We start from the raw sequence: 12,626 nt of genomic DNA on the forward strand, positions 1-12,626 counted from the left end.
CGGTCCGTGGGCGCTCCAGCGCCGGGTCCGACCCACGGGGGCGTTACCTGGTGAGTCATCACTCCATGCCTGACCCAATGCCTCTCATTTCTGGGGGGGTGGTGATGTCTGGGTGGTGTGGGTGCGTGGGTTTGAGGGTGCGAGACGCCGCGCGGAGCGGTGTGATTCGTCCGATTCTTAGCTGAACCCAGTCGTGGTCCGCATCGGGGACGGGTGAGGCCGAGGTAGCCTCGATTCAAACACAATTCGTTTCGCTGCCTTTGGACCCTCTCCCCGTGAGTCCGACGCATGCCGAGTCCTTCCTCCTCCGCGGTCTCACGGATGCGATTGTGTTCGAGCATCCCCGGACGCGAGCGCTGGGAGGTGGAGGCGCTGGCTGACGCTCCGGAGCTGGCCGCGGCGCTGGAGACGTCGCTCCTGTCTCACGACGGTGTCGTCAAGGTGCGCGCGAGCGCCGTCTCGGGGCGGGTCCTGGTCTTCTTCTCGCCAACCACCCTCGTGGAGTCGGTGGAGACGTTGCTGCGGGAGGTGTTGCGGCGGCTGCTCTCCAGGAAGAACCCCGGGGCCGAGGCCGGCGTGGACTCCGGCGTTGCTTCCTCCCGTGCGCTGAGGGAGTTGCTCCCGGAGCGGGCGCGGCTCGTGCGGCCGCTCGTGTTGTCCGTGGTGAGTCACGGGTTGAGCATCTCCCAGGGGTTGCTCGTCGTCGCCACGTTGAACGCCGCCCTCGCGAAGCGCTCCGGGCTCTTGCGAGGAGCGGCGGACTCGCGCTTCGGGCTCGTGAGCGGCTTGCTCATGCTCTTCACGGGGGTGAACCAGTATGTCCAGCACGCGCGCAAGCGGGCCTGGAGGCAGCTCGCGCGCAATCACGAGCATGCGCTGCGCGCGCGGCTGCTGGCGGCCATCGAGGCGCAAGACCTGGCCACCCTGGACGCGCAGGGAACGGGGCGGCTCCTGAGCCTCGTGACGAAGGATGCGGCCCGGCTCGCCTCGTTCCTGGAGCGGGACGTGGACGACGCCGTCAACAACGCCCTGGTCATCCTCGTCTCAGGCACCTTGTTGCTCACGACCTCACCGCTGCTCGTGCTCGTCGCCTGTCTGCCCGTTCCCTTCATGGTGCCGCTCCTGCGCAAGCTGGGCCGGAAGACGGCCGCTGCCCGGATGCACCAGAACGAGGAGGTGGATCGCTTCACCCAGCACCTGGAGAACAGCTTCGCCGGCATCGTCGACATCAAGAGCTTCACCGCGGAGCGAGAGGATGTCCGACGGCTGTCGGAGTCCGCCCGGCGCCTCGCCGACGCGGAGCTGGACGCGGCGGAGTCCGCTTCGCTCGAGGCGCACCTCATGCAGGGCGCCTTCGCCACCGGGTTCGTGGTGATGACCCTCTACGGTGGCTGGAAGGCCCGCAAGGGCCTGCTCTCCAGCGAGGTCTTCGCGAGGACGATGTACCTGTTCCCGCAGGTCCTGGGGGCGCTCGGGGGCGTGGGCGGGGCGCTGGGGAGCTATCACTCCGCGGTCAGCTCCGCGGCGCGCCTCCAGGACATGCTCGCCTCGCGTCCGGGCATCCAAGGGGGGCCCGTTCGCCTGCCCAAGGCCCGGGTTCGCGGCGAGGTCCGCTTCGACGACGTCTCCTTCGGCTACGAGCCCTCCACGACGGTCCTCCATGGCGTCTCCCTGCACCTGCGCCCCGGGGAGACGCTCGCCATCGTCGGACCGACCGGGTCCGGGAAGAGCACGCTCCTGAAATTGCTGCTGCGCTTCCACGACGTGCGGTCCGGGAGCCTCCAGGTGGATGGCCACGAACTCCGGTCGCTGGACCTCGAGGACCTCCGCGCCGCCATCGGTATCGTGGGGCAGGAGCCCTTCCTGTTCGAGGGGACGGTGAAGGACAACGTGCTCCTCGGCGAGCCGGGCGCGTCGGACGCGGAGGTCGCGGAGGCCCTCGACCACGCGGGGGCGTTGCAGTTCGTCCAGGCCCTTCCGGACCGGATGGATGCCCAGGTGGGCGAGCGTGGCCGGAAGCTGTCGGGAGGGCAGCGGCAGCGCATCGCCATCGCGCGTGCGCTCCTGAAGAAGGCCCCCATCCTCGCGCTCGACGAGGCGACCTCCCACCTCGACTACGAGACGGAGGCCGCCATCCAGCGGTCGGTCCGCAACGCCTCCACCCGGATGAGCATGATCGTCGTGGCGCACCGCCTCTCCACCATCCGCCATGCGGACCAGATCCTGGTGCTCGACCAGGGGCGGGTCCGGGAGCAGGGGCGTCATGAGGCGCTGCTCGCGCGAGGTGGGCTCTACGCCTTCCTGTGGAGCCTTCAGCAGGGTGAATGACTTTCCGAACCGGGAGGCCGTGATGGATGCCGTGCAGCGAGAGCAGATCGACAGCCTGTTCAGCTCCTGGAGTGACTCGGAGGGCCCCGGGGGGGCGCTGGGCATCTATCGAGAGGGGGAGCTCATCCACGCGCGGGGATATGGCGCCGCGAACCTGGAGAGCGCGGTCCCCATCACCCCGTCCACCGTGTTCCACGTGGCCTCGCTCTCCAAGCAGTTCACCGCCGTGGTGGTGGGGCTCCTGGCGCGAGAGGGGCGCATCTGCCTCGACGACGACATCCGGCGTCACGTGCCGGAGCTGCCCGAGGGGCCGCCCATCACCTTCCGGCACATCATCCACCACACCAGCGGCCTGAGAGACCAGTGGGACCTGCTGCGGTTGGCGGGCTGGCGCGCCGCGGACCTCAAGACGACGGGCGACATCCTGTGGCTGGCCTCGCGCCAGAAGGCGTTGAACTTCCCGACCGGCACCCGGTACCAGTACATCAACACCGGCTACACCTTGATGGCCATCGCGGTCGAGCGCATCACCGGCCGCTCCCTGCAAGCCCACGCGGAGGAGCACCTCTTCGCGCCGCTCGGGATGCACCACACGTGCTTCCAGGACGACCACCGGAAGCTCGTCCGGAATCGCGCCCTGGCCTACTCGCGCGAAGCGGGCGGCCCGTGGAAGCTCAACGTCCCCGCCTACGAGACCATCGGCCCCACGGGGCTGCTCTCGACGGTCGAGGACTTCGCCCGCTGGGAGCGCAACTTCCACTCTCCGACCGTGGGAGACGTGGACTTCATCCGGCAGCTCTCGCAACCGGGGGCCTTCGACGACGGGCGACCGCTCGGCTACGGCTTCGGCCTCATCCTGGGCCGATACCGGGGACTGCCCGTCGCGGAGCACGCGGGGGGCGACGCGGGCTTCGCGTCCTACTTCCTTCGCTTCCCCGCGCAGCGCCTGTCGGTCGCCATCTTCTGCAACGCCGCGGAGCTGCGGCCGGGGCCGCTGACCCGGCGGATCGCCGACATCCTCCTGGCGGACCACTTCGAGGAAGGGTCGGCAGGGGACCGCCAGCTCCCCTCATGGGCGGGCCGGGCCGCGGGCGCCACCGACGCCGCCTCGGACACGTTCGAGGCCCTGACCGGCCTCTACCGGGACACCTGGAGCGGGACGACGCTCGGGCTCGAGGCCCGGGGAGGAAAGCTCTTCCTCGTGCCGAGCACCGGTGGAACGTATGAGCTGCTGCCGGCCGGCCCCGGCTGCTGGCGGTTTCCGGAGGTGGATGCGCAATGCCAGTTCACGCCCGCGCAAGGGGATGCTCCCGCTCGGATGAAGGTGACCCACGCGGGGCAGACCACCGCGCTCTGTGAGCGCGTCGAGGTGCCGCCCCGGGGGCCCGAGTCGCTGGCCGAGTACGCCGGCACCTACCGGAGCGAGGAGCTGGGGGTTCACTACACCTTCGCTGTCTCGGGTGAGGCCCTCGTCCTGCGGCGGGAGAAGTTCGCGGAGGCCCGCGTCCAGTTCACCTCGGAGGACGATGGCTCGACTCGCAGCGGGGATGGGCTCCACCTGCGCTTCGTCCGGGATTCACGTGGCCAGGTCAGCGGCCTGCTCGTGAGCGCCGAGCGGGCCTGGAACATCCACTTCGCTCGCGCATGAGCCGCCACGGGTCCATCAGGCGGAGGACGGGGAGTCCGGGCCGGAGGCGTCCTCTCCGGGGGGGGCGCTTGCAGTCTCCTGTTCGGCCATCATCTCCGCGACCAGGTCTTCGAGATCCTCGACGAACCGGGCCGCCTGCCGTCGAAGCTCGGCCCCCACCGCCTTGCCATTCTTCAGGGCGCTCTCCGCCAGGGGCCGGAGCTTCTTGCGCAGCTCCTCGCGGTCGAGCTGGGCGCCCACGATGGCACCCAGGGCGAACGAGGTGAGGGCAATGAATGGACGATTCATATGACAGGTTCTACGTGACCCTTTCATGAAGGGTCAAGCAATGGGCTTCGCGGTGTGAAGTGTCATGGGGGAAGACAATGTCATCCAATGCAATATCAGTCGCGACACCCGGTCTGGAGACTTCGGCGGACGCCGTGAGGCTCCTGGAATCCTCGTGCAGACCGCCGTTCTACTCACGGCGGAGTCTCCAGGAACTCATGGAGACGGCGGAGACGCTGCCCACCCTCCTCTCGTTGAGCCACATGTTCGAGCGCCCCATGCGCGGGGGGGAGCACCCGGTCGATTTCTTCCTCTGGCTTTCGGCGAAGGGGCGGCGAGACGTGCTGGCGGGGACCCACGCGGGCCTTCCCGCCACGTTCCATGACCAGGAGTCCTGGAAGCGGATTCGCGACTTCGCCCGAGGCTGGGTGGACGAGACCTCTCCCCTGCACGAGGTCTGCTCCGTCTGGCTCGAGTTCGACGTCCGCGGCCGGCCGACGGGGGTTCCCACGCCGCTGATCTTCTTCACCGTCGAACCCCATGTCTCCCCGGGGCCCGCGCTGGAGCTGCTCCAGCCCCGGTCCTTTGCCTCTCCGGAGTTGGCGAACCTGCGCCGCTGCTGGGATGCCATTCCCGCGACCTGCCGCTACCGCACGGTCGGCGTCCTCTACTCGCGGCCCACGGAGGCCCTGCGCCTCATCCTGATACTGCGGCCGGACGAGGCGTTCTCCTACCTGGAGCGGATCGGCTGGCCGGGCTCGCCGGCGAAGCTGCACCAGCGGATGGCGCGGTTCCTGCGTTTCCACTCGGAGATCGCGCTGCACGTCGATGTCCACCCCGACGGTGTGCAACCCCAGGTGGGGATGGAGATCTACGTAGACGAGGACGCGATGTATCGAGGACGGGGAGGGGACTGCAGGCCCCTGCTCGACCTCACCGTCGAGGAGTCGCTGTGCACGCCAGGCATCCGCGACGCGCTCGCCGTGTGGCCCGGCACCGACACCGTGGGTCTGTCCGATGGGAGCGTGGTGCGGGTGGAGCGCATGTTCCACCACGTGAAGGTCGTGAGCCAGTTGGACCTGAGCCTTCAGGCCAAAGCGTATACCACCGCGGAGTACGAGGTGAGCCCGCCATGGAACCGGTAGCCCGAGCAGATTGGTTCAAGTTCCGCTCCGTCGACTTCACGCAGCTCGACGCCCTGGAGGACTGCCTGGACGCGTTCACGGCGCGGACCCTCGATGGCGTGGTGATTCGACGGGTCTATCCCGAGGAGTACATGCGGGAGATCAGCGCACGCATCGAGCGACACGAGCCGCCGTTCCATGTCTTTCCTCGGGTGGCCGACCCCCTCAGGGCCCGCCAGGGGAAACACCTGTATGGCATCACCCTGGTGGCCGCCCCCCGTGACCTGTCGGAGTACTTCCGCGTGGCGGAGGGCTTTCGCTCCCATTGCCGGGAGCTCTTCCTGGATGGCGCCGACTATGAGGCGCGTCTGAAGTCCATCTTCGAGGTGCTCGGGGGGGGCCGCCCGGTCGAACTCCCGCGCAATCCGGATGGGCAGGGGTACATGCCCGCCACCATCCGGATCCTCCCCGCGGGCGCCGCCATCGACCTCCATTGTGACAACAACCTCAGTCACCATCCCTCCTACACGCACCTGAAGACGGTCTGTGACGTGAACGACCAGCTCAGCTTCTTCCTGACGCTCAACGCACCGGGTAGTGGTGGCGAGCTGGTTGTCTATTCGCGCCGCTGGTCGGACTCGGACGACGTGGAGACCCAGTACGTCGTGAGCAAGGACGCGTCCATGGTCGAAGGCTGCGAGTCGCTCGCCCTCAAGCCTGGGCCCGGGGACCTCATCCTCTTCGCGGGCGGGCGCATCTACCACCGCGTCGCTCCGACGGAAGGAAATCGTCCGCGCTATACCATCGGTGGGTTCCTGGCCCGGGCGAATGAGGGCCGGGCGCTCTACTACTGGAGCTGAGGGCGTCGCGACTGCCTCTGGCGGTGTGTGTGAATGCGGAAAGGGAATGACTCACGAGGTTGAGCAGGCATACACGGAACGAGTGAGTTGTGCTGTTCAGTTTCGTCGCGGACGTCCGACCCGAGGGCAGGCAGGAACTCCTCCCGAGTTGTGTGAGTATGCATTGCGTCAGGAATGGTTGTGATTGATGCCCGTTCCTGAGTCAGCCTTCAGTGCGTCTGTCTGGGTTCCTGCGAAGAAGGAACGGGAGCGATTGCCATGGAAGAGACGGCGAAGCTGGAGGCTCGAGAGGTTCAGGCGCGCGATATCGTCAAGAAGTACTCCCTGTGGGCGATGGGCGCGGGCGCGCTCCCCGTCCCGGGGCTGGACATCGCGACGTTCACGCTCATCCAACTGGGGATGATGCGTGAGCTGGCGGAGCTCCATGCCGTGCCATTCCACGAGCAGCGTGCCAAGGGGGTGATCGCGGCGTTGATCGGCGCGTCCTCGGCCACGCTGCTGGGGCGTCCGCTGGTGTTCAGCCTGTTGAAGGGGGTTCCGGTCATCGGTTCCACGGCGGGCGTCCTGTCCGGTGCCGTGTCGATGGCGGCGCTCTCCCGCGCCATCGGTCGCCTCTTCATCCAGCATTTCGAGACAGGGGGCACCCTGCTCTCGTTCGATGCGAAGGCCATGCGCGCTCACTTCGTGCGTGAGTTCGAGAAGAACGAGGGCGCGCGGGGGAGGGCCTCCACGCCTCCTCCCGTCCAGGATTCATCCGTGTGAAGCAATCACTGGCGGCGGACGACGCCGCCGGGCCGTGAAGGACGCGGCCCGAGAGTCTTGTGTCTGGCGGAGCGACACCGGGGGCCCTGCGCCCCGGACGCCGTCTGTCTTCTCGAGACGGCTCCACGTCGCGTGTCACCTGGTCCCCGCCGGGCACTATCGGCGCAGTACCCGCGGTACGTGCTGCTGCACGAACCAAACAGGAGGAGTACGGACATGGAGAACAACCACGAGACGCAGCAGGTCGACGTGAACACCCAGCCGGCCGATCAGGAGCTGACCGACGAGCAGCTCCTGCAGATGGCCGAGGGTTCCTGCACCTGGGGAGCCAACTGCGGCAAGTAGCCACCGGGCCGCAATAGAACCCCGAACACAGGAGATGGGACGGCGACATTCCGCGGGAGCAGGCCCCGAGAAGTGCGTCATGGGGCTGTCGTTGGCGGTGGCTCCTGTTCGTTGACGTCCTTCACCGGCGCCATGGAACCTTCGTTGGATTCATCGTTGGAACGAGTGGAGTCTCTGCTCCCTTCGTTGCTCATGTCGCCGGTGAGCTTCTCCCGTATCAGGGGAGTCGCGCGGCTGTTGCCCCGGTCCATGGCGGACTTCCTGGGCTTCGAGTGCCGCTTGGGAGAGGGGAATTCACAGACGGACTGCGCCATCAACCTCACGGCGGACGGCGCCCGCTTCCTGGCCGGACACCATGACCAGCAGGTTCCGGACGCGCTGCGGACGGAGAGCTGGCGGCGCGTGCAACGCTTCTATCGCGCCTGGGGAGAGACTCGGGAGCCCGCCTACGTGGACGCGGGCGCGACGTGGTTGGAGTTCGACTCCACCTCGGACGAGCCCAGGCCCAACCTCCTCTTCGGGTACTGGCCTGGGAAGAAGGACATCCGCCGGCCGCTCCCCTGGCTCGTGGAGTCCATCATCCCCATGTTGCTGGGCACTCCCGTCACCCAGGCGTTCCAGTCCCACCTGCTGCGCTGCTTCGACGCGTGTCCACCCGGTACGGATGACTTCCAGGTCGGGCTGATGATCGCCCGCCCCATCCAGGCCGTGCGGTTGTGTGTGTTCGACATCGCGCCAGACGCGGCGCCGGCCTACCTCGAGCGGATCGGTTGGAAGGGGCCGCTGGACGAGGTCCGCCACCTCCTCGAGGTGCTCGCGCCGCACGCGGACTTAATGGGGTTGCACCTGGACGTGGGCGAGCAGCTCTACCCTCAACTGGGACTCGAGCCGGGGTTCGTCGCCGGCCCCTGGGCGCGCCAGCCGCACCTCGAGCCCCGCTGGCATCGCCAGTTCGAGCAGCTCGTGCGCCTGGGGCTGTGTACGCCCGCCAAGCGCGAGGCCTTGATGCGCTGGGTGGGCCATCAGCGGGCGCCGGTGGGGTCGAGGGACGAGGACCTCGTGCTGCTGCGCGGGTTGAGTCACATGAAGGTCGTCCTGCGCGCGGGCGCTCCTTCCCAGGCGAAGGCCTACTTCGGCATCGCGCACCGGCCGCTCATGGCCGTGGATGGGGCGGTGTGAGCCATGGCGACCTCGGACCCGCGCACCCTGGAGGCCAGCGCCGAGGCGGCGCTCGGCTTCTTGTTGGAAGCCCAGGACGCGAGGGGGGCGTGGACGGACTTCATGCTCCCGGCCACCCAGAGCGATGTCTGGGTCAGCGGCTTCGTGGGCACGGTGCTCGCGGGCCTGGTCGAACCCGCCGCGCGCAGGGCCGCGGAGGCCGCCTGGCGGTATCTCGAGGGCGTGGACGGGCAGGGCGGTGGCTGGAGCTACAACGCCTGGGTCCCAGGAGATGCCGACAGCACGCTCTGGGGATTGAGGCTGGCGGAGGCGTTGGGGACGGGTGACTCGGCGCGGGCCCGGCTCGCGGGGGACTTCCTGGCGCGGCACCTGCGCGAGGACGGCGGCCTGGCGACGTATGCCTCGGACGAGGACGTGCGGGACTACATCGGGTTGCCGCCGGAGGTCTCCTTCCAGGGCTGGACGCACTCGCATGTCTGCGTGAGCGCCGCGGGGGCCAACCTCTCCACCCACCGCGCGAGGCTGGGCGCGTTCCTGCTGCGGACCCAGGATGCGCGGGGACACTGGCCCGCGTACTGGTGGTTCGACGAGGAGTACTCCACCGCGGAGGCGGTGGCGGCGCTGACGGGGGTGGCGGACGCGGTGGCGTCTCCCTCGGAGCGGGCCGCCCGGCTCGAGCGCGCCGCCGCGTGGGCTCTGGAGCGCGTGGCGCGCCACGTGGAGTTCGAGGGCCCGCGCCCCCCGTCGTTCGCGTTGGCCCAGGCGCTGCGCGTGGTCGCGCGCGCCCGTCCGTCACCTCGGCGATTGGAGGCCCTCCTCGGAGGGGTCTCCCGACTCTGTGCGTGGCAGACGCCCCGAGGGTGCTGGTCTCCCTCCGCCCGTCTGCGGGTGCCTCGCCCGGATGTGGTGGTGCCGGAGCCCTCCGCGCCGTGGACGCTCTGGAGGGGCGCGCCGCCCGACATCTCCTCGGTGGAGGACATCCTCCGGCACACCTTCACCAACTACTCCCTGGACCTCCACGCCGTCTTCACGACGGCGACCGTGCTCCGTGCCTTGAACGAGGTGCGCGCGCTGCTCCTGGGTCCAGGCTCGCCATGGACGAGGACCTCATGACCGGACTGCCGGAACTCCACCCGCGGCGGGCGTCGACCGAGGCGGAGGCGGAGGTGTTGCGCGCCACGGGCCATGTCCTGCTCCGGGACGTCTTCTCCCCGGAGGAGATCGCCGCCTACCGCCCCGCGCTGCGGGACTACATCCTGGACAAGCGGGAGCGGCTCACCGAGGGCGAGCGCAACCTGGGCGCGAGCCCGGAGAACACCCTCTTCAGCCTGGGGGACGCTCCACGGTCCGTGGCCGACTTCGTGACCGCGCCGCGGCTGGGGGCCATCGCGGCCCGGCTGCTCGGCGTCGACGCCGTGCGAATCCTCCACTTCTGCGGCTTCTTCAAGCCGGGCGGCGGGCCGCCCACGCCGTGGCATCAAGACCTGACCTTCATCCCGTTGGACAGCGATCGCGCGCTCTCCGCCTGGATACCGTTGATGGACGTCACCTCGGAGATGGGGGGACTGGTCTTCGCGGAGGGCTCGCATCACCAGGGCCATCAAGAGTCGTCGGCGGCGAGCCGCTTCCGGTTGGCGCGGAACGGGCCGATGAAGGCCGGAGACCTGTCGCTGCACATGGGGTGGACCCTGCATGCCGCCGGGGGCAACACGAGCACGGTGATGCGCGAGGCCGTCGCCGTGTGCCTCTACGCGGATGGGGCCCGGGTGACGAGCGGGGACGGGCTCCCGTTCCGCCGCAGCCTCATGACGTCCTACTTCGCCGGGCTCCGCCCGGGAGACGTGGCCGCAGGGCCCATGAACCCCGTCGTCTTCCGGCGAAGCGGCCCGCCGGCCGACACGGAAGGAGCGCGCCGGTGAACGCACCCGTCATCCCCGAGGACCGTGGCCTCTCTCCTGGAGTCCGCTCCCTCGGGCTCCCCTCGCTCGAGGAGCCGCACACGCTGACACAGGCGTCGATCGAGACCTTCCGCCGCGACGGGCACGTCAAGCTGCCCGGGGTCCTGACCGCCGCGGAGATCGACGCCTACCGCCCGCACCTGAAGCGGGTGGTGGAGGTGCACAGCGCGGAGTCGCACGCCATGGAGCGCAAGGTGGCGGGCAGCGGGAAGAACTGGATGTTCGTCAACAACCTGTGGACGCGGGACGACCTGGCCCGTCACTTCATCCAGAACCCGCGTCTGGCCCGGCTCGCGGCGGAGCTGCTGGGCGTGGAGGCGGTGCGGCTGTTCCGGGACCAGTCGTATTTCAAGAGCCCGGGCGGCTCCAACACGCCCTGGCATCAGGACTCCCGCTTCATGCCGCTCGACACGGACAAGATCGTCACCTTCTGGGTGCCGCTCACCGCCATCACCCCGGAGATGGCTCCGATGGGGTACGTGACGGGCTCCCATCAGGCCGGCTACCTGGGCACCTCGAACGGCGACGACGAGTCGATGGACCGCTTCGAGGCGGAGCTGCGCGGCAAGGGCTTCCAGCTCGCCAACTACGGCTTCTTCGACGTGGGCGACGTCGCGGCGCACTGGGCCAGCACGCTGCACTCGTCCCGGACCAACGACGCGTCCATCCTTCGGGAGATCGTCGTCATCGTCTACTTCGCGGACGGGGCGCGGGTCGCTCCGGAGAAGCCCCTGGCGAAGACGGCCCATCCGTCCGAGTTCTACGCCAACGTCATCCAGCGCGAGAACCGGGCCACGTCGCTGCCGGGGTTGAAGCCGGGAGAGCTGGCCGCCGGACCGATGACGCCGCTGGTCTACAGCCGTTCGTGGGACGCGCCGCGTGCCCGCTGAGCCTGGACTCGAGGGGAAGGGACCCAACGCGATGATGGCAATGGACGACCGCGACGCCGGGCCACGAGGCGGTGAGACGGTGCGCGTGGAAGCGCTGGGGTTCGAGTCGCTGCTGGCCCCGCTCACGCCGGAGGTGTTCTTCCGCGAGCACTGGGAGCAGCGGCCCCTGGTGACGCGGGGACGCGCGCGCGACTGCTTCGCGCCCTTGTTCTCCATCCGCGACGTGGACCGGGTGATTCGCTACCAGAAGCCCGGCCCTGGACGCCTGGACCTGGTGACGGCGGGAGGGTTCGTCCGCGACAACTTCCTCAACCTCGACAACACCGCCAACATCAACCTGGTCTACGAGAACTACCTGAAGGGGAGCACGCTCGTCCTCAGCGGGCTCGAGGAGACGTGGGAGCCGCTGGAGGTGTTCTGCCGGAAGCTGGAGGGGCAGCTCAGCCACCCGGTCGCCGTGGCGGTCTACCTGACGCCCCCGGGGCACCACGGCGTGCAGCCCCACTTCGACACCCAGGAGAACTTCATCCTCCAGGTCGAGGGGGTGAAGCACTGGAAGGTGTACGGCGCCGGTCAGGCGCTGCCCCGGGTCGAGGGCTCCTATACGCCAGTGGCGCGCGAGCGGCTCCCCGAGCTGCTCCTGGAGACGGACCTCCACCCGGGAGACATGCTCTACGTGCCCCGCGGCTTCGTGCACGAGGCCGAGGCGCGGGAGCAGGCCTCCCTGCACATCACCGTGGACGTCCATGTCCGCACGTGGCGTGACTTCCTCGAGGACGCGCTCGCGGCCATGGCGGAGCGTGACCCCCGGTTCCGCAGGTCCCTTCCGCCCGGCCTCTTGCGAGACCCCGGCGCGGTGACCTCGCTGGAGGCGGGGTTCCGGGAGCTGGTGGCGAGCTTCCACCGGGACGTCCGGGTGTCGGACGCGCTGGCGAAGCACGCCGAGAAGCTCATCGTGGCGAGGCCACCGCCGCCGGACGGTCACTTCGCGATGTTGCACGCGGACATCGGCCTGGACACGCCATTGAAGAAGCGGACCGCGGTGCTGACCCGCCGCTTCCAGGAGGCGGCGGTGGCGGGCATCCAGTTCTCGGGGAACCAGCTCCTGGGGCCCGCGAAGATCGCCGAGGCGCTGCGCTACATCGACGAGACGGACCGTGTCGTCGCGTCCCGGCTGCCGGGGGGACTCGGTGACAACGAGAAGCTGGTGCTCGTCCGGCGCCTGGTCCGGGTGGGGTTGCTGACGCACGCCTCGGAGGAATAGG

At 69.1% G+C, this 12,626-nt stretch carries 12 protein-coding genes; 11 read left to right on the forward strand and 1 reads right to left on the reverse strand.

Going from position 1 to position 12,626, the window contains the following annotated elements; genetic code table 11:
* Positions 1–321: 321 nt before the first annotated feature.
* Both LZ198_RS22485 and LZ198_RS22490 read left to right on the forward strand, forming a co-directional pair.
* Positions 322–2,328 (forward strand): ABC transporter ATP-binding protein, encoded by a 2,007-nt coding sequence (locus tag LZ198_RS22485; RefSeq protein WP_253974080.1) that lies wholly within the window; start codon positions 322–324, stop codon positions 2,326–2,328.
* Entirely contained in the window at positions 2,321–3,976 is a 1,656-nt protein-coding gene (locus tag LZ198_RS22490) for a serine hydrolase domain-containing protein (protein WP_253974081.1), read from the forward strand. Before LZ198_RS22485 ends, LZ198_RS22490 begins: the two co-directional genes overlap by 8 nt.
* A gap of 15 nt (positions 3,977–3,991) precedes the next feature.
* On the opposite strand, the gene LZ198_RS22495 is transcribed toward LZ198_RS22490, so the two are convergent.
* Positions 3,992–4,264, reverse strand: a complete 273-nt coding sequence (locus LZ198_RS22495; RefSeq protein ID WP_253974082.1) for a DUF5132 domain-containing protein — start codon at positions 4,262–4,264, stop codon at positions 3,992–3,994.
* A 197-nt stretch (positions 4,265–4,461) separates the two neighbouring features.
* On the opposite strand from LZ198_RS22495, the gene LZ198_RS22500 reads away from it, so the two are divergent.
* From LZ198_RS22500 to LZ198_RS22535, 9 genes are all read left to right on the forward strand, one after another.
* Entirely contained in the window at positions 4,462–5,388 is a 927-nt protein-coding gene (locus LZ198_RS22500; RefSeq protein WP_253974083.1) for a hypothetical protein, read from the forward strand.
* The gene (locus tag LZ198_RS22505; protein ID WP_253974084.1) at positions 5,376–6,227 is read left to right on the forward strand and encodes a 2OG-Fe(II) oxygenase; all 852 of its coding nucleotides are present in this window, start codon (positions 5,376–5,378) and stop codon (positions 6,225–6,227) included. Before LZ198_RS22500 ends, LZ198_RS22505 begins: the two co-directional genes overlap by 13 nt.
* Positions 6,228–6,485: 258 nt before the next feature.
* A complete protein-coding gene (locus LZ198_RS22510) occupies positions 6,486–6,989 on the forward strand; it encodes a YcjF family protein (RefSeq protein ID WP_253974085.1) in 504 nt (167 codons plus the stop codon).
* Between the two features lie 216 nt (positions 6,990–7,205).
* Positions 7,206–7,334, forward strand: a complete 129-nt coding sequence (locus tag LZ198_RS42945; protein ID WP_256559814.1) for a hypothetical protein — start codon at positions 7,206–7,208, stop codon at positions 7,332–7,334.
* A 237-nt stretch (positions 7,335–7,571) separates the two neighbouring features.
* Positions 7,572–8,513, forward strand: a complete 942-nt coding sequence (locus LZ198_RS22515; protein ID WP_253974086.1) for a hypothetical protein — start codon at positions 7,572–7,574, stop codon at positions 8,511–8,513.
* A gap of 3 nt (positions 8,514–8,516) precedes the next feature.
* Positions 8,517–9,626 (forward strand): prenyltransferase/squalene oxidase repeat-containing protein, encoded by a 1,110-nt coding sequence (locus tag LZ198_RS22520; RefSeq protein WP_253974087.1) that lies wholly within the window; start codon positions 8,517–8,519, stop codon positions 9,624–9,626.
* Positions 9,623–10,432, forward strand: a complete 810-nt coding sequence (locus tag LZ198_RS22525; protein ID WP_253974088.1) for a phytanoyl-CoA dioxygenase family protein — start codon at positions 9,623–9,625, stop codon at positions 10,430–10,432. The genes LZ198_RS22520 and LZ198_RS22525 overlap by 4 nt, the downstream gene beginning before the upstream one ends.
* Complete coding sequence (locus LZ198_RS22530) at positions 10,429–11,361, forward strand: phytanoyl-CoA dioxygenase family protein (protein WP_253974089.1); 933 nt, start codon at positions 10,429–10,431, stop codon at positions 11,359–11,361. The genes LZ198_RS22525 and LZ198_RS22530 overlap by 4 nt, the downstream gene beginning before the upstream one ends.
* A gap of 31 nt (positions 11,362–11,392) precedes the next feature.
* A complete protein-coding gene (locus LZ198_RS22535; RefSeq protein WP_253974090.1) occupies positions 11,393–12,625 on the forward strand; it encodes a cupin domain-containing protein in 1,233 nt (410 codons plus the stop codon).
* Position 12,626 lies beyond the last annotated feature (1 nt).

This window comes from Myxococcus dinghuensis (genome assembly GCF_024198235.1).
Lineage (GTDB): Bacteria > Myxococcota > Myxococcia > Myxococcales > Myxococcaceae > Myxococcus > Myxococcus dinghuensis.